This is a genomic window from Arthrobacter sp. lap29, assembly GCF_032458965.1.
Taxonomy (GTDB): Bacteria; Actinomycetota; Actinomycetes; order Actinomycetales; family Micrococcaceae; genus Specibacter; species Specibacter psychrochitiniphilus.
Genome location: NZ_JAUCEK010000001.1, coordinates 124,118 through 146,720, shown reverse-complemented (window position 1 = coordinate 146,720; position 22,603 = coordinate 124,118). Strand labels below are relative to the sequence as shown.

At 61.1% G+C, this 22,603-nt stretch carries 24 protein-coding genes; 11 read left to right on the top strand and 13 right to left on the bottom strand.

Features of this window, described 5'->3' with window-relative positions; genetic code table 11:
- The first annotated feature begins 131 nt into the window (after positions 1 to 131).
- The 4 genes from RY113_RS00685 to RY113_RS00670 all read left to right on the top strand — a co-directional run bounded on the left by RY113_RS00685 (position 132) and on the right by RY113_RS00670 (position 3,797).
- Positions 132 to 1,067 (top strand): ABC transporter substrate-binding protein, encoded by a 936-nt coding sequence (locus RY113_RS00685; RefSeq protein ID WP_179442553.1) that lies wholly within the window; start codon positions 132 to 134, stop codon positions 1,065 to 1,067.
- Between the two features lie 3 nt (positions 1,068 to 1,070).
- Positions 1,071 to 1,829 carry an amino acid ABC transporter permease gene (locus RY113_RS00680; protein WP_179442460.1) on the top strand — a complete coding sequence of 253 codons (759 nt, stop codon included), beginning with the start codon at positions 1,071 to 1,073 and terminating at the stop codon, positions 1,827 to 1,829.
- A 3-nt stretch (positions 1,830 to 1,832) separates the two neighbouring features.
- Entirely contained in the window at positions 1,833 to 2,570 is a 738-nt protein-coding gene (locus RY113_RS00675; protein ID WP_110107031.1) for an amino acid ABC transporter ATP-binding protein, read from the top strand.
- Positions 2,571 to 2,762: 192 nt separating this feature from the next.
- The gene (locus tag RY113_RS00670; protein WP_315912936.1) at positions 2,763 to 3,797 is read left to right on the top strand and encodes an alpha/beta hydrolase; all 1,035 of its coding nucleotides are present in this window, start codon (positions 2,763 to 2,765) and stop codon (positions 3,795 to 3,797) included.
- 36 nt (positions 3,798 to 3,833) lie between these two features.
- Here RY113_RS00670 and hemL read toward each other — a convergent pair whose 3' ends face one another.
- From hemL to hemE, 8 genes are all read right to left on the bottom strand, one after another.
- On the bottom strand, positions 3,834 to 5,141 hold the full coding sequence (hemL, locus tag RY113_RS00665) for a glutamate-1-semialdehyde 2,1-aminomutase (protein ID WP_315912935.1): 1,308 nt from the start codon (positions 5,139 to 5,141) through the stop codon (positions 3,834 to 3,836).
- A 38-nt stretch (positions 5,142 to 5,179) separates the two neighbouring features.
- The gene (gene hemB / locus RY113_RS00660; protein WP_315912934.1) at positions 5,180 to 6,160 is read right to left on the bottom strand and encodes a porphobilinogen synthase; all 981 of its coding nucleotides are present in this window, start codon (positions 6,158 to 6,160) and stop codon (positions 5,180 to 5,182) included.
- The gene (locus tag RY113_RS00655; protein WP_315912933.1) at positions 6,157 to 7,134 is read right to left on the bottom strand and encodes a uroporphyrinogen-III synthase; all 978 of its coding nucleotides are present in this window, start codon (positions 7,132 to 7,134) and stop codon (positions 6,157 to 6,159) included. Before RY113_RS00655 ends, hemB begins: the two co-directional genes overlap by 4 nt.
- Positions 7,134 to 8,126: a hydroxymethylbilane synthase gene (gene hemC / locus RY113_RS00650; RefSeq protein WP_315912932.1), complete on the bottom strand. Its 993-nt coding sequence runs from the start codon at positions 8,124 to 8,126 to the stop codon at positions 7,134 to 7,136. Before hemC ends, RY113_RS00655 begins: the two co-directional genes overlap by 1 nt.
- Before the next feature lie 5 nt (positions 8,127 to 8,131).
- The gene (locus tag RY113_RS00645) at positions 8,132 to 9,316 is read right to left on the bottom strand and encodes a ferrochelatase (protein ID WP_110107026.1); all 1,185 of its coding nucleotides are present in this window, start codon (positions 9,314 to 9,316) and stop codon (positions 8,132 to 8,134) included.
- Complete coding sequence (hemQ, locus tag RY113_RS00640) at positions 9,313 to 10,011, bottom strand: hydrogen peroxide-dependent heme synthase (RefSeq protein WP_315912931.1); 699 nt, start codon at positions 10,009 to 10,011, stop codon at positions 9,313 to 9,315. Before hemQ ends, RY113_RS00645 begins: the two co-directional genes overlap by 4 nt.
- Before the next feature lie 73 nt (positions 10,012 to 10,084).
- On the bottom strand, positions 10,085 to 11,620 hold the full coding sequence (hemG, locus tag RY113_RS00635; RefSeq protein WP_110107024.1) for a protoporphyrinogen oxidase: 1,536 nt from the start codon (positions 11,618 to 11,620) through the stop codon (positions 10,085 to 10,087).
- Positions 11,621 to 11,650: 30 nt separating this feature from the next.
- Entirely contained in the window at positions 11,651 to 12,706 is a 1,056-nt protein-coding gene (gene hemE, locus RY113_RS00630; protein WP_315912930.1) for a uroporphyrinogen decarboxylase, read from the bottom strand.
- Between the two features lie 164 nt (positions 12,707 to 12,870).
- On the opposite strand from hemE, the gene RY113_RS00625 reads away from it, so the two are divergent.
- Complete coding sequence (locus RY113_RS00625) at positions 12,871 to 14,253, top strand: glutamyl-tRNA reductase (RefSeq protein ID WP_315912929.1); 1,383 nt, start codon at positions 12,871 to 12,873, stop codon at positions 14,251 to 14,253.
- Between the two features lie 14 nt (positions 14,254 to 14,267).
- On the opposite strand, the gene RY113_RS00620 is transcribed toward RY113_RS00625, so the two are convergent.
- Together RY113_RS00620 and moeB are read right to left on the bottom strand one after the other, a co-directional pair.
- Positions 14,268 to 15,254, bottom strand: a complete 987-nt coding sequence (locus RY113_RS00620) for an SDR family NAD(P)-dependent oxidoreductase (RefSeq protein WP_315912928.1) — start codon at positions 15,252 to 15,254, stop codon at positions 14,268 to 14,270.
- A 101-nt stretch (positions 15,255 to 15,355) separates the two neighbouring features.
- Positions 15,356 to 16,549: a molybdopterin-synthase adenylyltransferase MoeB gene (gene moeB, locus RY113_RS00615; RefSeq protein ID WP_315912927.1), complete on the bottom strand. Its 1,194-nt coding sequence runs from the start codon at positions 16,547 to 16,549 to the stop codon at positions 15,356 to 15,358.
- Positions 16,550 to 16,940: 391 nt separating this feature from the next.
- Between moeB and RY113_RS00610 the strand changes: the two genes are divergently transcribed.
- The 6 genes from RY113_RS00610 to RY113_RS00585 all read left to right on the top strand — a co-directional run bounded on the left by RY113_RS00610 (position 16,941) and on the right by RY113_RS00585 (position 21,060).
- Complete coding sequence (locus RY113_RS00610; protein WP_110107019.1) at positions 16,941 to 17,924, top strand: methionine ABC transporter ATP-binding protein; 984 nt, start codon at positions 16,941 to 16,943, stop codon at positions 17,922 to 17,924.
- Positions 17,918 to 18,619 carry a methionine ABC transporter permease gene (locus RY113_RS00605; RefSeq protein ID WP_110107018.1) on the top strand — a complete coding sequence of 234 codons (702 nt, stop codon included), beginning with the start codon at positions 17,918 to 17,920 and terminating at the stop codon, positions 18,617 to 18,619. The genes RY113_RS00610 and RY113_RS00605 overlap by 7 nt, the downstream gene beginning before the upstream one ends.
- Positions 18,620 to 18,722: 103 nt before the next feature.
- Positions 18,723 to 19,523 (top strand): MetQ/NlpA family ABC transporter substrate-binding protein, encoded by an 801-nt coding sequence (locus RY113_RS00600; RefSeq protein ID WP_315912926.1) that lies wholly within the window; start codon positions 18,723 to 18,725, stop codon positions 19,521 to 19,523.
- A gap of 257 nt (positions 19,524 to 19,780) precedes the next feature.
- The gene (locus RY113_RS00595) at positions 19,781 to 20,419 is read left to right on the top strand and encodes a TetR/AcrR family transcriptional regulator (RefSeq protein ID WP_110107093.1); all 639 of its coding nucleotides are present in this window, start codon (positions 19,781 to 19,783) and stop codon (positions 20,417 to 20,419) included.
- A 63-nt stretch (positions 20,420 to 20,482) separates the two neighbouring features.
- Positions 20,483 to 20,707, top strand: a complete 225-nt coding sequence (locus RY113_RS00590; protein WP_110107016.1) for a DUF3107 domain-containing protein — start codon at positions 20,483 to 20,485, stop codon at positions 20,705 to 20,707.
- A gap of 47 nt (positions 20,708 to 20,754) precedes the next feature.
- On the top strand, positions 20,755 to 21,060 hold the full coding sequence (locus RY113_RS00585) for a hypothetical protein (RefSeq protein ID WP_315912925.1): 306 nt from the start codon (positions 20,755 to 20,757) through the stop codon (positions 21,058 to 21,060).
- 82 nt (positions 21,061 to 21,142) lie between these two features.
- Here the strand turns inward: RY113_RS00585 and RY113_RS00580 are convergent, their stop codons facing one another.
- Genes RY113_RS00580 through thiS form a run of 3 tightly spaced genes read right to left on the bottom strand, consistent with a single transcriptional unit; the run spans position 21,143 to position 22,600 of the window.
- Positions 21,143 to 21,490 carry a 4a-hydroxytetrahydrobiopterin dehydratase gene (locus RY113_RS00580; RefSeq protein ID WP_315912924.1) on the bottom strand — a complete coding sequence of 116 codons (348 nt, stop codon included), beginning with the start codon at positions 21,488 to 21,490 and terminating at the stop codon, positions 21,143 to 21,145.
- A 20-nt stretch (positions 21,491 to 21,510) separates the two neighbouring features.
- A complete protein-coding gene (locus tag RY113_RS00575) occupies positions 21,511 to 22,311 on the bottom strand; it encodes a thiazole synthase (RefSeq protein ID WP_315912923.1) in 801 nt (266 codons plus the stop codon).
- Positions 22,312 to 22,360: 49 nt separating this feature from the next.
- Complete coding sequence (gene thiS, locus RY113_RS00570) at positions 22,361 to 22,600, bottom strand: sulfur carrier protein ThiS (protein WP_315912922.1); 240 nt, start codon at positions 22,598 to 22,600, stop codon at positions 22,361 to 22,363.
- Between the last annotated feature and the right edge of the window lie 3 nt (positions 22,601 to 22,603).

Sequence of the window (22,603 nt, the reverse complement as noted above, 5' to 3'; positions counted from 1 at the left end):
TAATTTAGTTTTGTTGGTTGAGTCCTGCTAAGAAGCTCCTGTGAGTTCTTCTTTTACTCCCCACACCATGCTTACGCCCCCTTTCCGATCCTTTTTTCGGCCTGGGCACCTGTAAAGAAAGTGAACGATTGATGAAGAAATCTGCCCTAAAGTGGCTCACAACCGTCCCGGTTGCCTTGACGCTGGCCTTCTCACTCGCTGCCTGCGGCGGCGGTGCCGGTGACACCAGCTCCGCAAAGTCCACAGACGCTTTGGCTGGCAGCGATCAGGTTTCGCTGGATAAGTACACCACTGCCGATGTCATCCCCCTTGACTCCGTCAAGAAGGACGAGCTTGGCTTGACCACCCCCGGCATCATCTCGGTGGGTACACTCTCTGACGCCCCGCCGAACATCTTCCTCAAGGACGGTGTTTTCACCGGCTACGATAACGAGCTGCTGCGCGCCATGGCCGCCAAACTGGATCTGAAGGTCGAATTCAAGTCCACTGACTTCAGCGCCTTGCTCGCACAGGTGGAGAACAAGCAGTTCGACGTCGGCTCCTCCTCCATCTCCACCACGGACGCCCGCCGCAAGAATGTTGGCTTCACCAACGGTTACGATTTCGGTTACATGGCCGTTGTTGCCAAGACTGATTCGCCCATCAAGGGCTTTGCGGATCTGACCGACAAAACCCGCATCGCTGTTGTTCAAGGCACCGTCCAGGATGACTACGTCACCAACACCTTGGGCTTGCAGGCTGTCCGCTTCGCGGATTACAACACGGCCTACGCGAACTTGAAGAACGGCCAGGTTGACGCTTGGGTTGCTCCTTCCCAGCAGGCCACCGGCCAGGTCAAGGACGGTGACGGCACCGCCATTGCCGAGGAGATCGTCAACACCCAAAACTTCACCGCCTACGCTGTGAACTCACAGAACAAGGCGCTGACGGATGCCCTGAACTCCGCCCTGGATGCGGTCATTGCCGATGGCACCTGGTCCAAGCTGACCAAGGAGTGGTACCCCACCCGCCCCATGCCCGCGGACTGGACACCCGGTTCCAAGGCAGTAACGGTTCCGAAGGCCTAATTTATGGATGTACTTGAGCAGCTCGCAAAAACGTTTTTTGACTGGGAGGCCATGGGGGCAGTAGTCCCCGAAATGCTCACAGTCGGTTTGCCCAACACCCTCATCTTGGCCGTCTCCTCGGCCTTCTTCGGGTGTGTCCTGGGCATGATCTTGGCCGTGATGGGCATTTCCCGCAATCCCTTCCCGCGCTGGATCGCCAGGATTTACACGGATATTTTCCGCGGACTGCCAGCCATTTTGACCATTCTTCTCATTGGTCTCGGGCTGGGCCCGGTGTACCGGATCTTGACAGGGAGCACCAACCCCTACCCCTTGGGTATTTTGGCGCTCTCCCTCATGGCCGCTGCCTACATTGGCGAGATTTTCCGTTCGGGCATTCAAAGCGTTGAAAAGGGTCAGCTCGAGGCATCCCGAGCCCTGGGGTTCAGCTACGGATCAGCAATGGTCCTAGTTGTTATTCCCCAGGGCATCCGCCGGGTCCTTCCGGCACTGGTGAACCAACTAATTTCCCTGATCAAGGACTCCTCCTTGATCTACATGCTCGGACTTCTGCCTTCTCAGCGGGAAATCTTTCGCGTCGGTAACGATTCGGCCGCCAACACCGGCAACCTCTCACCCTTGATTGCCGCCGGATTGCTTTACCTCTGCCTGACTATCCCGCTCACGCATTTGGTGAACTACATGGACAAGCGCATGCGTGAGGGCAAGGCCCAGAAAATTGAGCCCGATGAAGCGGCCGCAGCTATTGGAAAGGGTGCGTAGAGCATGAGTGATTTTAAGTCAGGCTCCCTGAGCGCCACCAACATCCATTTGGCGTTCGGCTCCAACAAGGTGCTACGCGGTATTGACCTGCACGTTCCGCAGGGCACCACGGCATCCGTGATCGGACCTTCCGGTTCAGGAAAGTCCACGCTGCTGCGCGTCATGAACCGGCTGATCGAGCCGGAACAGGGCGACATCCTGCTCGATGGCCGATCCGTCCTCAAGGACAACCCGGACGAGCTCCGGCGCCGTATTGGCATGGTCTTCCAGCAGTTCAATTTGTTCCCCCACAAAACAGTGTTGGACAACGTGGCACTGGCGCTCATCAAGATCCGCAAGATGCCCAGGGACCAGGCCCGGGCCAAGGCTCTGGAGCAGCTGGATCTGGTGGGTCTCAAGCACAAGGCCGACGCGCGGCCGGGTAACCTTTCCGGTGGCCAGCAGCAGCGTGTGGCCATTGCCCGCGCCTTGGCGATGGAACCGGAAGTCATGTTTTTTGACGAGGCCACCTCAGCCTTGGACCCGGAACTGGTCAAGGGTGTTTTGGCGCTCATGACCGACCTGTCCAAGGGCGGCATGACCATGGTTGTTGTCACGCATGAGATGGGTTTTTCCCGCAATGTCTCCGACACCGTCACCTTCATGGATGCCGGCGTTGTGGTGGAGACTGGTCCCCCCGAGGAACTGTTCAGCGCCCCCAAGACGGACCGCCTGAAGGGCTTCCTCTCCGACGTGCTGTAACGCTTTTTAACTAACGACGGCGGCACTTGCCCCACGCTTGTTGCGTTGGGCAAGTGCCGCCGTCGTTGTTTGACGAGCAGCGGGAGGACAGGGTGGGCCCACATGTCCGAGGGACCCACTGCGAGGCACGAGCAGCGGGAGGACAGGGGGATTCACAGCTTCCGCCCAGCACGGCGGGCGTAATCTGGAAGCATGGCCGAACAGCAGCCGCACCAAGGCGCGTTTGCCCCCGCCCGCAGGGCCAGGAGCATGCTGACACGTGTGCCGGTGTGGATGTGGAGGATGTTCATGCACACCATCAGCAAGGTGGAAGTGCGGACCCTGAATTCTGAGCCCATCACCGATGTGCGGTACTGGCATGACATTGACTTTGTTGGCGACCACATCCATTGGCACCTGCTCGATGTCATGGCCCCTCCCAACACCAGCGGCGAAGAAGCCCTGCATCCCCTCCCCGTGTACGTGTATTTCCATGGTGGCGGCTGGACGTCCGGGGACAAGGCGTCCCTGACCAAATACTGTGCAGGTCAGGCCGCCAGTGGCGTGGTGGTGGTCAACGTGAACTACCGGATGGCCCCAAATTTCCATCTGGGACACGTACTGGAGGACGCCAACGCCGCGTTGGTCTGGGTTGAGGACCACATTGACCATTTCAACGGCGATCGCGAGCGGATCGTACTCGGCGGTGACTCCGCTGGTGGACAAATCTCTGCGCTCATGGCTGCAGCCACCATCCGTTCGGAGCTTGCCGAACACTATCACCTGCACTCGGCCCTGCAACCGAACCAATTGCGTGGGTTGGTGCAGCACTGCAGCATCGTGGACTTTTCGGTGTTCTTCGACAAGGGCTTTGTCATGAGCCTGAATTTCATCCGAATGCTCCTGCCCCAGGGCGATGATGCGGCCAGCCGTCGTAAAAACAAGCACCTCCACGTCCGGCATCACCTTTTGCGCGAGGCCGCCCACTACATGTCCCCCATCGAGTGGCTCGATTCACGTTGCCCACCCGTTTTCGTGACCACCTCGGAGCGGGATTTCTTCTATGACTCCAACATGAACTTCATCAAAACCCTCAGCGAGCAAGGCGTCCCGGTTGACTCCATGGTCTACAGCTGGGGCAGTTCCAACACTGAGCACACATGGCAGCAGAACTTCCGCTATCCCGAGTCCCAGGAGGTCTACCGGCGCCTAGAATCATTCATAACAAGGGTGACCGTGACTCACTGACAAGAACAAGCCCGGCTTTGTGAGGCCTCTCGTGCGTTAGACGGCGGCGGCGGCTGCTGCCTTCGCTGCTGCTGGCAGCGCGTCAAAGATGCGGTTCATGGCGTTATCGTCATGGGCGGCGGAGAGGAACCAGGCCTCGAACACACTCGGCGGCAGGTACACCCCGGAATCGAGCATGGAGTGGAAGAACGGGGCGTAGCGGAACACTTCCTGGCCCTGCGCGTCAGCATAGTTGTGGACCCCGTTGGCGGAGGTGCCAAACGCTACGGAGAACAAGTTCCCGGCCCGCTGGATGGAGTGGTCAACGCCCTCGGCGGACAAGGCAGAGGTCAACGCAGTTGAGAGTTCCAGCGAGCGTGCATCCACGGTGGCATACACGGCTGACGTTGCGGCGGTCAGTGTGGCAACACCGGCGGCCATAGCTACCGGGTTTCCGGACAGCGTGCCTGCCTGGTACACCGGTCCCAGTGGGGCCAGGTAGTCCATGACGTCCGCGCGGCCGCCCAAGGCCGCCGTGGGAAGTCCGCCGCCAATGACCTTGCCAAAGGTGAACAGGTCAGGTGTCCACCCCTCTGAAGCGCCGGTCAGGCCCCAGTATCCGGAGGCGCCAACACGGAATCCTGTCAGCACCTCATCCAGAATGAGCAGCGCGCCGTGGGCGGAGGTGATGCGGGAGAGCCCCGCGTTGAAGCCCTCCCCCGGCGTGACAACACCCATGTTGGCGGGCGCGGCCTCGGTGATGACGGCGGCAATCCGGTCCCCGTACTCAGTGAACGCGGCCTCGACGGCAGCAAGATCGTTGTACGGCAACACGAGCGTTTCGGCTGCGGTTGCGGCCGTGACACCGGCTGATCCGGGCAGTGCCAGGGTGGCCAGGCCGGAGCCAGCAGCGGCCAGCAGGGAATCGAGGTGACCGTGGTAGCAGCCGGCAAACTTGATGATGAGATCGCGGCCCGTGAAACCGCGGGCTAGGCGCACGGCCGTCATGGTGGCCTCGGTGCCGGTGGAGACCATACGCAGGCGTTCCACGCCGGACACCCGGCCCTGCACAAGAGCGGCCAGTTCACTTTCGGCCGGGGTAGAGGCGCCAAAGCTCAGGCCGTGGTCAACGGCTGTGTGGACGGCGGCCAGAACAGCAGGGTGGGCGTGGCCCAGGAGCGCCGGACCCCAGGAGCAGACCAGGTCCACGTAGTCGCGGCCGTCAGCATCGGTGAGGTAGGCACCCTTGGCGTTGACCATGAAGCGCGGTGTGCCGCCCACGGAGCCGAAGGCACGCACGGGTGAGTTCACCCCGCCGGGCATGAGGGTCTTGGCGCGGTCAAAAAGTTCTTGTGAGCTGGTCATGAAAAATCCTTGGCGTAGTTATTAGGAGAGGGGGTGAATTAGTTCTCGCGCAGCCAGCCGGCCAATTCGGCCGCCCAGTACGTCAGGATCATGGTGGCTCCGGCACGTTTAATGCTCAGCACGGATTCCTCAATGGCGGCGCGGCGGTTGATCCAACCGTTGGCGGCTGCGGCCTCGATCATGGCGTACTCCCCCGAGATTTGGTATGCGGCAACGGGGACGGGGCTCATGGCGGCAACGTCGGCCAGGATGTCCAGGTAGCTCATGGCCGGTTTGACCATCACAATGTCGGCGCCCTCAGCCAGATCCAGCTCCACCTCGTGAAGGGCTTCGCGACGGTTGCCGGGGTCCATTTGGTAGGTGCGGCGGTCGCCGTCGAGCTGGGAATCCACGGCTTCACGGAACGGGCCGTAGAACGCTGAGGCGTACTTGGCTGCGTAGGCCAGTACGGAAACATCGGCGTAACCGGCGGCGTCCAGGGCCTCCCGAATCACCGCGACTTGGCCGTCCATCATTCCGGAGGGCGCCACAACGTGCGCGCCGGCAGCAGCCTGCGCCACAGCCATCTTGGCGTAAATTTCTAGGGTGGCGTCATTATCCACCTGCCCGGAGGCATTGAGCACGCCACAGTGTCCGTGGTCAGTGAATTCATCCAGGCACAGATCACTCATGACCACGAGCTCATCGCCCACCACGGCACGGACATCGCGGATGGCTTTGTTCAGCACGCCAAAGGGGTCCAGCCCGGCACTTCCCGTGGCGTCGCGTTCCGCAGGAATCCCGAACAACATGATGCCGCCGAGCCCCAGGGCCAGTGCTTCACGCGCAGCCGCCACGAGCGAGGAAGTGCTGTGTTGCACCACGCCCGGCATGGAAGTGATGGGCTTGGGTTCGCTAAGATCCTCGCGGATGAAAACGGGCAGGATCAGATCCGATGGTGCCACGGCGTATTCGCGCACCAGCTTGCGCATGGCAGCGGTGGTGCGTAGACGGCGTGGGCGGTGCTGGGGGAAACTCATGATGACTCCATAGCTGTGTGGTTCTGAAAATTTGTGCGGGCCCGTGCCAATGCGGCCACGATCCCTTCCGGCGTGGGATGCTCCGCGGTTGCCGCGACGGGCATCCCCAACCGCTCCGACTCCGCCCGTGTGGGCTCCCCAATCGCAACGACCAGGCAGCCTTTGGGTAGCGGTGTCAGGGTTGCCGCTACCCGCCGGGCTGCGCTTCCCGAAGCAAGTACGACGGCGTTGATCGCCCCCGCCTGGATCTCCCCGTCGGCTTGGGCCGGGGAAAGCTGCTGGAATCTAGGTTCCCTCGCGAGCACTAAGATTTCCCCGGTCGCTGGGCGACCTTGGGAAAGCCATCCTCGCTCCGGGGATCTAGATTCCAGCGTTGCGGTCAGTCTTAGTTCAGTGCACGCCGGGTAGTCAACGGTTTTGTATGCGGTGACGGCCTCAACATCCCAGCCCTTGGCCGCGAGCCCGTCGCGCAGGGTGGGTGCGGCCAGGTTCGATGACGGCAGCAGGACACGGTTGCAGCCGGAGCCCGCGTCATTCTCCAATGGGGGCCACAAGGCAACAAGCCCGGCGGCCGATTGCACGTCCGTGGGTGCTAGATCGGCCAAGATGCCTTCGGCGGCGAGGATGTCTACTGAGGTTGGGCCGATCGTGGCCACGGAGGTGCCTGCCGGAATGAGCGCGGCCAGGGACGTCCCGGCCCCTTCACACCATTGCTTTAGTGCCCGCACGGTGGTGATGGAACTGATGACCAGCCACTGGAACTCTCCCGCGGCCAGCCTGCGCATTGCAGCACCCAACGCGTTCTGCTCGGCGACCTCGAAGTCAATCAGCGGCACCAAAACCGGTTCTGCCCCTGCCGCAGCAAGTGCGGCCAGCAGCGCGCCAGCCCTGTCCACACTCCGGGTGACGGCAACGCGCAACCCGGCCAGCGGTTCGGCACCAACAGGCTGGACCAGCGGGGCGGACTCGGTCATTACGCTTTGGCGCCCAAATCCGCCAGATCGGCCGCACCGCCGGCGAGTAGTTCCTCGGCCAGTTCAATGCCAAGGAGCGTGGCCCCCACAACACTGAGCCCGTCCGTGGCCTTCTTCAGCCGCAAGGAACGCGTTCCATCCAGTGAAACAACCACTGTCTCCAGGTACAGCATGGAGCCTTTACGGTGTGCGAGGGCTCCCACCGGTGCAGCACATCCTGCTTCCAACCGGGCCAAAAGCGCCCGTTCTGCCGTGATTGCCAAACGCGTATCCGTGTCATCAATGGCGGCCAGTGACTGACCCAGAACGGCGCTCAGATCCGTGTCAGAGGCGCGGCATTCCAGGGCGAGTGCACCCTGGCCGGGCGCGGGGAGCATCACATCGGCTTCCAGGAATTCCGTGACGGCTTCGAGCCGGCCAATGCGTCCCAGCCCGGCCGCGGCAAGCACCACGGCGTCAAGGTCAGCAACTTTTCCGGGAACCACTGCGGCCTCGGGGTTTCCCGGCAAACCAGGGACCCTGCCCAGCCGGGTTTCCACGTTGCCGCGGATGTCCACAATGAGAAGATCGGCCCGTGCGGCGAGCAATTGTGCTGCCCGGCGCGGGGATCCCGTACCTACTGTGGCCCCCAGCGGAAGTTCGCTCAGTTTCAGCCCGTCGCGGGCGCACAGCGCATCCCGTGCATCCGCGCGCACCGGCACAGCTGCAAGAGCCAAGCCGGGCACGGCGGCCGTGGGCAGGTCCTTGAGTGAATGAACGGCCACGTCCACCCGTCCGTCAAGCACAGCGGAGCGCAGTTCTGCGGCGAATACGCCCGTGCCACCCATTTGGGACAGTGGTCCGGTCAGGACATCGCCGTCAGTCTTGATGGGGATAATCTCGGCGTCAAAGCCACCCACAGCACTAAGCTGTTCGGTGATCTGCCCAGTCTGGCTCAGGGCCAGTTTGCTTCCGCGGGTTCCAATTTTCACGCTTGCCACTGTTTGTGCCATGGAGATTAAGAACCACCTTGTGCGGCGGCAGGAAGTCCCACTGTGCTGCCCACTTCGGCAATGGCTGGCTTCTCACCGCGGAAATTGGCGCAGCACCCTGGATTGCACACGTCATACCAGGGCCCCAACTTGGTCATGGCCGGGCGGTCTGCAATGTTGTTCTGCACGGTCCGCTCACAGATCAAATCCACCAGTCCCTCGACAAACTTTTGGTGAGTGCTCGGGGTGGGTGCGCGGTCAAAGGCCAGGCCAAGTTCAGCGCAAGTCTCCTTCGCCTCGGTGTCCAGATCCCAGAGGACTTCCATGTGGTCGCTGATGAAACCCAGCGGAACCACCACAACGCCCTGTGTCCCTGCCGCGGCAATGTCAGCCAAGGCATCATTGATGTCAGGTTCCAGCCACGGCACGTGAGGTGCACCTGAACGGGACTGGTACACCAGCGAGAATTCCTGCGCGGGGTCAACCCTGGCCATGATGGCCTCGGCGTTGGCAAGGTGCTGGGCCACGTAAGCCGAGTCCTGTTCAAAGATCATTGTTTGCAGTTCCGAACGGCCAGAAGCCTGCGCATCCCTGGTGGGGATGGAGTGTGTGGCGAACATGACGTGGACGGACTGCGGGTCCTTGCCCGCTGCAGCCAAGGCGGCCTTCACGGTGGCCAGTGATGCGGCTGTGCCTTCAATGAAGGGCTCAACAAAGCCCGGGTGGTCAAAGTACTGGCGTACCTTATCCACTGCCAGTTTCCCGTCCAGGCCGGTCTCGGTCAGTGCCATGCCAATGTCCTCGCGGTACTGGCGGCAGCTGGAGTAGGAGGAGTAGACGCTGGTGGTGAGCATCAAGATCCGGCGGTGACCGGAATCGTACGCGTCCTGCAGAACTGCGGGGATGTACGGGTCCCAATTGCGGTTGCCCCAGAGTACCGGCAGAGAAATGTTGCGCGCGGCCAGCTCAGCCTCAAGGGCGGCCTTCAGTGCGCGGTTCTGGGCGTTGATGGGACTGATGCCACCATTGGCACGGTAGTGGTGGCTCACCTCTTCGAGGCGCTCGTCAGGGATGCCGCGCCCGCGCGTGACGTTGCGCAGGAACGGGATCACATCGTCTTGGCCCTCAGGCCCACCGAAGGAGGCCAGCAAGACGGCGTCGTACTCGGCGGGAGCCATCACGGCATTCTCAGTTTTAGGTGCAACGCTCATCGCAGGACCTCGGCAATCTCGGCGGATTCAATCCGCCGTCCGGTGTAAAAAGGGACTTCTTCGCGCACGTGCAGGCGTGCATCGGAGTAGCGCAAGCTGCGCATCATATCCACGAGATCGGTCAGCTCGTCAGCTTCCAGACCCAGCAGCCATTCCCAGTCACCCAAGGCGAAGGCGGAAACCGTGTTGGCCAGGACCTGAGGGAATTCCCGGCCCAGCATGCCGTGTTCACGCAGCATGCGGCTGCGCTCTTCGGCGGGCAGGATGTACCAATCGTAGGAGCGGACGAACGGGTACACGCAGACCCAGCCCTTCGGCTCATTCGGGCCCATGTAGCTCGGTGCGTGGGACTTGGCGAACTCAGCTTCACGGTGCACGCCCATGGCCGACCAGGCAATCTCAGTGGCCTGGAACAAAGCGGTCCGGCGAATGCTGCGCACGGCGCGCTGCAGCCCCTGCGCATCGGCCCCCACCAGCCAGATCATGATGTCGGCATCATTGCGCATGGCTGAGACGTCATAGGAGCCTCGCACGGTGATGCTCTCAGTGGCGAGGGATGCAATCAACGTATCAAATTGCGCCACCGCGTCCTCGCCGCCAGTGAAAGATCCGCTCCTCTTGAAGACAGTCCATAGCGTGAACGGCGTTTCAGCAGGAGTTTTAGTGACAGATTGTGTGTAAGTGTCTATCGTCATGGTTTCTAGTTTGCACCTAGTTCCCGTGAAACAAAAAACGGCGTTCTCTACATTGCGTAGAAAGTGCGCAAGATCACAGTCGGCGCGAGGCGTCTACCGCGGCCCGGATCTGGCGTCTGGTGCCACTGACAACCGCGGCCAAGCCGTTCCCGTGCATCCATCCACCCGTCAAAACTAATCCCGGAACCTCATTGGCCAGGGCATGGATCCGGGCCATCTTTGCCTGATGTCCCACGGCGGCAAACGGCAAGGCGCCCCGCCAACGGACCACGTCTGAGCCCAGCAGATCGGCCTCACTTATTTCAATACCGAGCAGGGTGGAGGCATCGGCGAGGGCCGTGGGCAGCAAATCTTCTTCCTTGGGCGTGCTTGGCGTGAGGCGAACAGCATCGGAAGCTTTGACACCTGCACGGCCATAGGAAAGCCGCAACACATGCGTTCCCGGGCCCGTGGAGTCAGCCAGCCAGTCCCACTTGGCCGTTGCATGGGTCAGCGCCTTGGCCTTGATGCCCTCAACCTCGGGGGCCACCAGCACGCCGGTACCGCGCGGCTCCGAGTCGAGCTCAGGCACGTCCACCACAAGGGTGACCAGGCGGATGTCTGGGCCGGTGGCTGGCATAAAGTCCAAGATGTGCGGCAGTTCCACGCCCAGCAGCTTCACGGCAGTGGGCCCGTCCGTGGCGAGGACTAGCACCCCCGCCGATTCAAACCCGCTGTCGGTGCCATGCTGCCAGTCAACAATCCAGGGCGGGGGCGCACCGCCGTCGTATTTCCGCTGGGGGGGCGTCTGCTCCGGATCGGTGTCACCGCGGTAGACGGCGTTGATCCGATGCCCGGCATGCATGGACACGCCGGAGCTGCGCAAATCCGCCACAAGCGCGGTGACGAGGGAGTGCATGCCGCCCACCAACCCGCCTACGGCGGAGCCGGGCTTGCTTCCAACAGCGCGTTGGGCCGCCACGGCCGCCGCGAGGGAGCCGTGCTCGCGAATGCCCGCGCGCAGCCCCGGCGCCACCACATCAATGTCAAGCACTTCCGGATCGGCGGAGTGAACCCCTGCCACCACGGGAGCCACAAGACGTTCCAGCACGCGCTTACCCATGCGCGCCCGCACCAGCTCGGCCACACTGGAGACCGCTTCCGTGGTGCCGATGCTGACGGGCATTTTGGCGTCCAAGGCAGCACGTAAAACACCGGAGGCGCCCAGGGCAGCACGCACCTCCGGGGCGCTCAAATCCGAGGGGATACCCAGAATGCCCGTACGAGGCAGGGGCACCGGGCCCTCCGCCAGCCACACCCAGGCACCGGCGGGATTGGGGGTGGTCAGTTGCGCTCCCAGCCCCAATTCGGTGGCTAGATCAGCAACAGCGGTGTTGCGGGTGGCGAAGGATTCCGCCCCCGCATCCAGCACCACACCCGCCACCTCATGGGAGGCAACGCAGCCGCCCCATGTGGTGGCGGCCTCGTAAATGCTCACCTGGAAACCCGCAGCCTGGAGATCTTTCGCGGCCAACAAGCCGGAGATACCGCCACCTACCACCACAGCCCTATTGGGTGCCGGGTGGCTCTGGGGCCTATGCGCCTTGGCTGCGATTCTGCGGTTTTCCATGGATTCCCCTTTTTTGCTGGTACGTCAGTGCTAAATAGAGTGCACAAGCTCCACGAGACGGCTCAGAACAGCCGGATCCGTCTCAGGCGGCACCCCATGACCCAAGTTCACCACATGCGAGGGCGCATGGGCGCCAGCGGCAACAACTTCGCGCACGTGTGCCTCGAGGACCTCCCACGGGGCACTGAGCAAGGCCGGGTCAATGTTGCCTTGCAGTGGCACCTTTCCGCCGAGCCTGCGGTTGGCCTCATCCAGTGGCAGCCGGTAGTCCACACCCATGACATCCACACCCACATCATGCATGGCGCCGAGAAGTTCACTGGTTCCTGTGCCAAAGTGAATCAGCGGCACACCCAGGTCCCGGACATGATCCAGTGCCCGGGACGACGCCGGGGCCACGTGTTCGGTGTAATCGGCCAGTCCCAGCGACCCCGCCCAGGAATCGAAGAGCTGGCCTGCGCTGGCACCGGCCTCGATTTGCGCACGCAGGAATTTGCCTGAGGCGTCGGCAGCCCAATTCATAAGTTCGGCCCACAGCTGGGGCTCGGCGTGCATCATGGTGCGCGGGCCCAGATGATCCCGTGAAGGGCGGCCTTCCACCATGTAGGCGGCCACAGTGAACGGGGCGCCGGCGAAACCAATGAGCGGGGTGCTACCTAGCTCTGCCACCGTCAAAGCAACGGCTTCGCGAATGGGGTCCAGCGCCGCATCCGTGAGCTCGGGCAGTGCCGCAATGTCCGCCGCGGTGCGGATAGGCTTTTCCAGCACCGGGCCTACGCCGGGAACAATATCAACACCCACTCCGGCCAGTTTGAGCGGAATGACAATGTCGGAGAAAAAGATGGCGGCGTCCACGTCATGGCGCCGGACCGGCTGCAAAGTAATTTCAGCTGCCATGGCTGGCTTGAGACAGGATTCCAGCATGGTGGTACCCACCCGCAACTCCCGGTACTCGGGCAGTGAGCGCCCGGCCTGGCGCATAAACCAAACGGGACGGCGGCTAGGTGTGCCACCCCGGTAAGCCGTGATCAAGGGGGAATTTGCGGTGCGGCCATCCATCAGGGGGTGGCTTGGGCTCAGTGTCATGGCACCACCCTACCGAGCCATTCTGGGCGTAGTTTGTGCACAAACTGTCACCGTAGAGGTTTCCGCCCCTCGACCTGCCGGTGGCAAGGCTCACATATTCTTAGTGACGCTTATGTGCATCTTGTGCATAAAAACTCAGCTTGGGGGTCTACCATTGTGAAATTGTGGTTCTCTTTTCATTAGTTGCTTCGCACACAGACATCGATTTGGAAACCGTTGCCCGCCTCAGCGCCGGGGCCGCGGCGGCCAGCGCTGAGCTCTGCGCAGCCAACAATGCCGTGGCCGGGCTCATCACTTTGGCCACCTGCAACCGGTATGAGCTTTACGTTCAGGCAAACAGTTCCGACGCCGTAGACGCGGCCCGCAGAACAGCCATTGAAACTATTAGCCGCCATAGCGGCCTGTCAATAGTGCACGTCTCGGGGGCTTTGGCCACCTTGCAAGGTGATGCTGTGGTCCGGCACCTCTTTGCCGTGAGTACGGGCCTGGAATCCGCTGTAGTGGGCGAACGTGAGATTGCCGGTCAAGTGCGCCGCGCTCTGGGCACCGCCCAGGATCTGGGGCTCACCACGCCCCCGCTAGTCAGGCTTTTTCAAGCTGCTGCCAAAACTGCCAAGGACGTTGGCGCCCAGACGGCACTGGGGCGCCGAGGCATGTCAGTAGTTTCTGTTGCGTTAGATCTGGCCGCCGAACTACAAGACGCTCCCTCACCTTCGGCCGGCGTGTTGGCCAACGCTCCCTCAGCTTCAGGGTCCCTTGCCGGTTCCTCAGCGGTACTTTTTGGCACAGGCGCCTATGCCGGAGCCGCCATGGCCCAGTTGCTGGAGCGTGGCTGCACTGACATTTCCGTGTACTCCTCCTCCGGCCGGGCCGAGACATTCACCGCCTCACGCGGCGGCACGGCCCTTGACAGCCAGTCCCTACCCCACGCACTGATGCACGCTTCCCTCTTGGTAGGTTGCAGCGGATCCGGGGAGCAAATCAGCACGGCGGAGTTGGCACAGCTTCGCACCGCGGATTCCCCGCAGCTGACCGTCATAGACCTGGCCTTGAGTCACGATTTCACCCCGGATGTGGCTGATCTGCCGGGTGTGGACTTGCTCACTCTTGAAACAGTGCGCCAAGCGGCCCCGGCGGAACAGGAGTCAACCCTGACCCAAGCCTCGGCGTTGGTGGCGGAGGCCACCACCAAGTTTGCGCAGGCCCAAAATTCGCGATCCCTGGACCACGCCATTGTTGCGCTGCGCCGGCATACCTTGGGCGTGCTCGATGACGAGCTGGCCAAGGTCCGCAAACAGCACGGCTGCACCGCAGCAACAGCCGAGGTTGAATTTGCCATGCGCCGCATGGTCAAGCAACTCTTGCATGTGCCTACGGTCCGCGCCAAGGAATTGGCCGCAGCGGGGGATGCTGAAAGCTATTTGGCAGCATTGGATGCCCTCTACGGTTTGCGTCCGTCAGCGCAGGATATTGGTCAGGCCGTGGAAACAGCTGCCCCGGCACAAGAGTCCTTTCCGGTCCTCCCGCTGCGCGAAGAAACGGCCTAAGGTAGCCCCACCTCTTACCGGAATGCGTTGATGCCTGTCAGCTCCGCCGAGAGCTCCCACAGCCTCCGGGCCTGCTCCGGGTCAACCGCATAGGCGTCCACACCGGCAAAGCGTGCAAACTCTGACTGCGGATCGGTGGGGCTGGCCACGTCACAATCCTCGCAGTACACCCCGCCCTTGCCATCCAGCATTGGCGCCGTGGCTGCCCATACCGAGGTTGCGGCACCCTGCTCAGGAGTTTTGAAGCCTGCACGGACCTTGCCAGCCTCATCCATCCACCCGGCCGCCACCATTTCTTCCTGGCGCAGGTGACGTTGGAGCCCCGTCATGATCCCTCCGGGATTGACGGCAAACGCCCGCACGCCATGGTCCGCCCCGAACGCGTCAAGCTGCACGGCAAAAAGGCTATTGGCTGTTTTGGACGCTCCGTAGGCCTCCCATTTCTCGTACCCCTGTGTAAATTGGGGATCTTCAAAGTGAATGCCGGAGCGTTTGTGCCCGGTGGAGGACAGCGCCACCACCCGCGCCCCACCATCTGATAACAGCGGCCAGAGCCCATTGACAAGGGCAAAGTGACCCAGATGATTCGTGGCGAATTGCGCCTCCCACCCGGGCCCCACGCGTGTTTCCGGGCACGCCATGATAGCCGCGTTATTGATGAGGATGTCCAACCCGGCGCCCGATTTCAGGTATGTGTTGGTGAAGTTCTGGACACTGCTGAGGTCACCCAAATCCAGCTCGAACACCTCCACACCGCCAAGATCGGATGCGGCAAACACGCCGCGAGCGTGATCGGGGCGGCGGGCCGGAACACTCACGCTAACCCCTGCCCCGGCTAGGGCCCGGACGGTCTCCAGCCCCAGTCCTGAATACCCGCCGGTGACAATGGCCGTGCACCCCGAGAGGTCCATGCCTTCCACCACCATGGCTGCCGTGGTGTGATGATTAAAGCCTGACCCAATGGGAGCTTGCGGCGTTGGCTGATGCTGAAGATGATTCATATGGTGCCCCTTGACCTGCATGCGGAAGTGTTCTTTTGGGAAGAACTCTTTGAGGGGCAATTTACTCCTGTACGCCCGGTTTGTCTCCGGCCACCAAGGCATTAGTGCCCGGAACGGGTCCAGGCATCAATCCCCCCATCAAGATGTACGACGTCGGCAAACCCGGCCGCGCGCAGGCTCGCCAACGCTTGGGCCGAGCGGGCGCCGGCCTTGCAATGCACAATCAGGGGAATCTCCTGCGGCAATTTATCCAGCGCGGAGCCGTCGCGAATACCCGCCAGCGGAATCAATACTGAGCCGGGGATGCGGGAGATCTCAAACTCAACTGGCTCACGCACGTCCACCAGCACAAAGTCGTCTTTGCCTTGCTCTCGGTTGGCCAAACGTTCGGCAAGCTGATCAGCGAAGATGAGATCGGCGTCGTTCTTCACCTCTGGAAGCAGGCCGCAGAAAATCTCATAGTCAATGAGTTCCGTGATGGGGGCCGCTGCGGGGTCCTTGGCAATGCGGATTTCACGCCAGCGGGAGGTGAGCGCATCGAAAATCAGGAGCCTGCCCAAAAGGCTCTGGCCAATGCCGGTGATCAGTTTGACCGCTTCGGTGACCATCATGGCCCCAATCGAGGCGCACAGCATGCCAAAAACGCCGCCCTCCGCGCAGGATGGCACAGTGCCGGGGGCTGGCGGCTCGGGGTAAAGGTCACGGTAGTTGGGGCCGAACTTGTCCCAGAAGACGCTGACCTGGCCATCGAAGCGCAGGATGGAACCCCACACATACGGTTTGCCTAGGATGGCGGCGGCATCGTTGACCAGGTACCGGGTGGCGAAGTTGTCCGCGCCGTCCAAGATGATGTCATAGTCGGCGAAGAGTTCCAGGGCGTTGGAAGAATCCAGCCGGACAGGGTGCAGGCGAACATTGATTCCGGGGTTCAACTCCACGATGGAATCGCGGGCAGACTCCAGCTTGGAGCGGCCAATGTCCCCCACCCCGTGGATCACCTGACGCTGCAGATTGCTCAATTCCACGGTGTCATCATCAATGATGCCCAACGTGCCTACCCCTGCCGCCGCCAGGTACAACAGGGCTGGCGATCCCAGCCCGCCGGCTCCAATGACCAGCACACGTGCGTTGCGGAGGCGGCGCTGTCCCGTCAACCCAATTTCGGGAATCAATGCGTGGCGGGAATACCGTTCCAGCTCCTGCGCAGCCAAGGGCGGGCCGGGCTCCACAAGAGGCGGCAAGAGTGGTGCAGAAGTTGAGGTGCTCGCGAGTAAGGGCTGGATCAAGGAAACCATAGCTAACAATCTAAGGTGTGCCTGCCCCAGCCGCCACCCCGAGGGTTGGCGTGGGCGAGGGTTGGCGTGGGCGAGGGTTGGCGTGGGCGGTATGCGAAGGAACCGCTTGGTGAATAAACATTGAATATAAACCCGCACATGTATGTGAGCAAGATCTCATTGCAGGGCGGCTGCCATCTGGCCGATGAAAATCCGGACATTGCTGGTGAGGATGGAGCCGGCTGCGTCAATGCCGTTCATTTGAATGAACTAAGTGCCGCCATTTCTATCCTGAGGTCTCGATAGTTCTGATTTTACTCCGGTGACTGGCATTTGGGAGAATTTTCTGCGGTGTGCCGTCTGTGCGCGCCTGTGGGACATGCCGAAAACTACCAGCGGGAACAGGAGCACCATGATTTCAGTTGACCGGGTCAGCAAGAGCTACGGCTCAGGGGATACTGCCGTCCATGCACTCGAGAATGTCTCGTTGAACATCGCCAAGGGCGAGATTTTCGGCGTCGTTGGTCAAAGCGGTGCCGGCAAGAGCACCCTCATCAGGACCATCAATTCTCTAGAACGCCCCGATAGCGGCACGGTCACTGTTGACGGGGCGGATATCAGCCGCCTTAAGGGTGCCGCGCTGCGCTCGGCCCGCCACAACATCGGCATGATATTCCAACATTTCAACTTGTTGAGCAGCAGGACTGTCCAATCCAATGTGGAACTCTCCTTGGAGATCACCGGCATGGACCGGGGCGCACGCCGCAAGCGTGTAGCGGAAATCCTGGAACTCGTGGGGCTAGAGGGCAAAGCCGCAGCCTACCCTGCCCAACTTTCCGGCGGCCAGAAACAACGGGTAGGAATAGCACGTGCGCTTGCCTCCAAACCATCAGTGCTCCTCAGCGATGAAGCAACGTCAGCATTGGATCCTGAGACCACACGGCAGATCTTGGATCTGATTCGTGAACTTAGCCGGGAACTGGGATTGACCGTCATGCTGATCACTCATGAGATGGATGTAGTGAAGAGAATCTGTGATTCCGCTGCTGTCATGAGCCAGGGCAGGATCTTGGAGCAAGGCACTGTTGAGGGGTTGCTCACCACCAAAAAGTCCCTGCTGGGGCAGGCCCTTTTCCAACTTGGTGAGATTCCCAAGAACGGAAACACCATCATTGAGATCACCTTCAACGGTGTTACTGCAGACCGCCCCGTCATTGCACAGCTGGCCAGAACACATGGCATTGACGTGGGTATCTTAGGTGCCGCCATTGAAACCATCCACGGGCGCCAAACGGGCAGAACCCGGCTGGAACTTCCCGGCCAACGGGAAATCGTCACCGCAGCCATCGAAGATCTGCGCAATCAAGGACTTTTTGTGGAGGTAATCGGATGCTAGACCGCAATGACCCGTCCTTTTGGAGTGACCTCTTCGAGACGGTTCTGCAGGGCACTGGTGAAACGTTGTACACGGTGGGCATCAGCCTGCTTTTCACCGTGATTTTTGGCCTGGGTGCCGGAGTTGTCCTGGTGACCACCGAAGCTGGCGGTCTCCTTGCCAAACCCTTCGGCAGCCGCGCCTGGGGAATCATCATCAACAAGGTGCTGGACCTGCTGGTTAACATAGGCCGCTCCATCCCCTTCATCATCTTGATGATCCTGCTGATTCCGTTCACCCGGTTGATTGTGGGCTCCTTCATTGGCCCCACGGCAGCCATTGTTCCACTGACCATTGCCGGCATCCCGTTCTTCGCCCGGTTGGTGGAAATCGGCATCCGTGAGGTACCTATTGGGCTGGTCGAGGCCGCCGAATCACTGGGTGCCACCCGCTGGACCATTCTTTCCAAAGTCATGGTGGCCGAGGCCGTGCCCGCCATTGCATTGGGGCTGTCCACCACCATTGTGGGGCTCATCGGCTATTCGGCCATGGTGGGCGCCGTGGGCGGTGGCGGTCTGGGCGATGTGGCCTTCCGGTACGGCTACCAGCGCTATAGCCCTGAATACATGTTTGCCGTGGTCATCCTCTTGATCTTGCTGGTGCAGCTATTTCAATCCCTGGGCAACTTTGCCGCGCGGCGTCTTTCACACCGCTAAGAAACGCGCCCGTCCGTTCCTTTAGCTTCAATCCCCGAACCGTCAAAAAGTGCATGTCGCGGGAGAGTCCGTCCATGCAAACACCTCTAAGAAAAGAATCGACATGATCCGTTCCACAATGCTCAAAGCCGCCGCGGTTGGCGTAGCCGCTATCCTCTCACTCACCGCTTGCGGCGCGGGCTCCGAGTCAGCCGCTGACACCATCAAGGTCGGGGCTCTTGCTGTTCCTGCCGGCGACATGCTCAAGTACGTGTCCAAAGAACTGGCCCCGAAGGATGGGCTGAGCGTGGACTACAAGGAATTCAGCGACTACAACACCCCCAATGCTGCCCTCAGTGACGGTGACATTGACGCCAACTTGTTCCAGAACACCACCTTCATGGAGACCTACAACAAGGCCTCCGGCAAGGACCTGGTCAGTGTCGGAAAGGTGTACCTGCCCCCGATGGCCCTCTACTCCAATGACATTGCCACACTGAGCGAACTGCCCGACGGCGCATCCATCGCCGTCCCCAATGACCCCACCAATGAAGGCCGTGCCTTGCTGCTGTTGGCGTCCAAGGGCTTGATTGAGGTCAAAGAGAACCCCATCACGCTCAAGGACATCACCGCGAACCCCAAGAACTTCAAGTTCATCGAGATTGAGAACGCCAGCCTCCCGCAGGCCCTCAATGACAAGGACGCGGCGATCGTCACGTTGGCCTTCGCACTGCCTGCAGGCCTGAGCGCAGACAAGCAGCTCTTGGTGGAGGGAGAGGACAGCGCCTTCTACAATGTGCTGGCGGTAAAGGCGGAGATGAAGGATGATCCCCGCGTGCAGAAGCTCTTCACGATGCTTACCTCACAGGATATGAGGGACTTCCTCAAAACCGAGTTCAAGGGTCTTGTCATCCCCGCATCCTAAGTTTCTGTGCACCTGATTCAGGCGCACCCAGGGGCCGCCCTCACCGGCGGCCCCTTTTCTTTTTGTGGGGACCCTATGAAGATGTGGCTCAGATCCAGGCAGTATTCTTGGTCCCACGCCATGCCTGCTCGGCCCCTACCCATAATTAGCCCGAGTAATCCGGCCAAGTCTGCGCCGTATGGCTGATTACCGGCCGGTAGAATGACACGAACCGCCCCATGCACCAGCCACGGGCATCGGAGGGAAAGGCAGCCATCATGACTTTGAATCCAGCCGCGAAGAATAGCCCCGCGCCGAAGACGCAGTCGAGCCGCATGCCGCGTGATGAGCGCCGAGCACAACTGCTGACCTCTGCGCTGGAGGTGTTTGTCAACCATGGCTATCACGGTGCCGCCATGGATGAAATTGCCGAAACCGCCAAGGTCAGCAAGCCTGTCCTGTACCAACATTTCCCCAGCAAGCGGGAATTGTATTTGGCACTGTTGGAGAGCCATTTGGATGCTCTGACAAAAATGCTGGTGGCTGCCTTGAATTCCACCTCCGATAACAAATTGCGGGTTCAGGCCACCATGAAGGCCTACTTTGAATTCATGGCCAACGACGATCAGGCTCACCGGTTGGTCTTTGAATCCGATCTTGTAAACGATCCCGAGGTAGCTGCCCGGCTGGAGGCGTTCAATGCCAACTACGCCGACGCGATTGGTGCTGTCATTGCCGAGGATACTAAGTTGCCCCCTGTTGAGGCAGCTCTGCTGGGCCGGGCGTTGGCGGGTATGGCCCAGGTCAGCGCACGGTACTGGCTCGAAGAAAGCGGCGACCTTGATCTAGATGTGGCCAGTGATCTGGTTTACCGTTTAGCTTGGCGCGGAATTAGCCGATTCCCCAAGGAATCCTGACACGCTGCCCCTAGAGTGGTTGTAATATCCATCTAAAAGTACGTGTGCACCAAGGAGACAGCTGTGGAAATCAAGATCGGCATCCAGAACATCAACCGTGAAATCATCCTTGAATCCGATCAGAGTGCGGACGACGTCGCCAACCAGGTCTCCGAAGCTCTGGCCAAGGGCTCCGAGCTGCGTCTTAAAGACGAAAAGGGCCGGATGATCATTGTTCCGGGCAACGCGCTGGGGTACGTTGAACTGGGTGGCGAGAAGGCTCGCGGTGTAGGCTTCGGCGCACTCTAGAACCCTTTTTTGTCACTGATCCACAGCTCGTAGAGGCGGATACATTCATGGTTGCCCTGGTCATTATTGCCCTCACCGCCGCCGCTTTCGGCGCTATTGCCTGGGCTGTGGACAAGCACCGCGCCATGTTCGGTGCGGCGCTCCCCGCCGGTGCCGCCGTGGCTGCCTCTCTCTTGGTCTGGATCCTCACCATGGCTGTGGGGCTAAATAATGACAGCGCCACCGCTTGGATGCCTTGGATTCTTTCCATGCTGGTGGGCGGAGCGGCCGCCTGGGCCACCGCCGGTTTTGTAGGCCGTGCCCGCCACCAGCATCAAGTGGAGCGCAACACCGCAATTTTGCAAATGCACTAACTGCGCAGCGGCTGTACCACACTAAAGCTGAACTGTCCGGGAAATGATCCCGATCCCGCCTTTGGAGCCCGATATTTCGGTTTCAAAAGGCGGGATCGGGATCATTTTTTGTTTCCGTTGCAGCTTCTGCACCGGCTGCCACGGCCGCTGCGGAAATGGCTCTGGCCAAGGTAATGTCCCGTGCCGTGATCTGCCCTCCCGCATCATGGGAGCTGGTGGCAATAAATAAGGTGTCATAGCGCCAGTCCACATCCGGGTGATGGTTGGCTTCCTGGGCGAGCGCCCCAATGGCGGCGAACAACTCCAAGGCCCCGGCCGACGTCGGGCACTTCAGCACGCAGCGCAGCTCACCGGCGTATCGCCACTGAGGCAGGGTTGCCAGTTCAGCATCGATCTGGGTCCGGGTCAACACATCATCTGCGGGCGCCATGGCAGGCTCCTTATCTAGTTCTACAGGTCAGGGCGGCCATCCATGGCCGAGGAAGCCAAGGCGTGGGCCCTCTTGGGAATGCGGCCACCCTGTGCTGCCAGTCTTCCACCGATCACGGCGTGTTTGAAGGCTTCGGCCATGACAAGCGGATTTTGGGCACGGGTGACTGCCGTGGCCAATAGGACTGCGTCACAGCCCAGCTCCATGGCAAGGGAGGCATCGGAGGCGGTGCCAATTCCGGCGTCGAGCACCACGGGAACGGACGCGCGGGAAACAATCAGCTCAATATTATGCGGGTTCAAGATGCCCAGGCCGGTGCCGATGGGGGCACCCAGCGGCATGACGGCGGTGGCTCCAAGCTGCTCCAGGCGCAGCGCCAGAACCGGGTCATCGTTGGTGTAGGCGAACACCTTGAAGCCACGGTTGACAAGCTGCTCGGTGGCGTCGGCAAGTTCAAGGGCGTCGGGCAGCAAGGTGTGCTCGTCAGCGATGACCTCCAATTTCACCCAGTCGGTATCCAGGGCCTCACGCCCCAGTTCCGCTGTCATCACAGCTTCACGGGCCGTAAAGCAGCCGGCCGTGTTGGGCAGAATGCGAATGTTGTTCTCGAGCAGCAACTGGAACAAATTGGTGCCACCTCCCGCTGCCTCATCCACCGAGTAGCGGCGCATGGCCACGGTGGTCAGCTCGGTGCCGGAGGCGATGAGTGCGGCACCGAGTCCGGACAGGCTCGGAGCACCTCCGGTGCCCATAATGAGCCGGGAGTTCAGCGCAATCCCGTCAATTACCAGGGAATCGTTACGGGTCAGTGCTTCGGTCATGGCATTCACTTTTCGGTCTCGGACGGTCAATGATGTGTTGGCGGGGATCTTAGCCACCCTGTACTGCTGTGACAATTTCAAGTTCGTCCTCGTGTTCCACGGCAGTGGCGGACCACTGGCTGCGAGGCACAATGCCTGAGTTGCGGGCAACGGCAACACCAAGCCGGCCGCCGTCGGCAGCCTGTCCCGAGGCGAGCAGCGCCCTGCCGGTGGTGGCCGTGACAAGGTCCGCAACTGTGGTCCCGGCGGGGTGGGTTTCCGTGGTGCCATTGAGTTGAATGGTGAACATGGT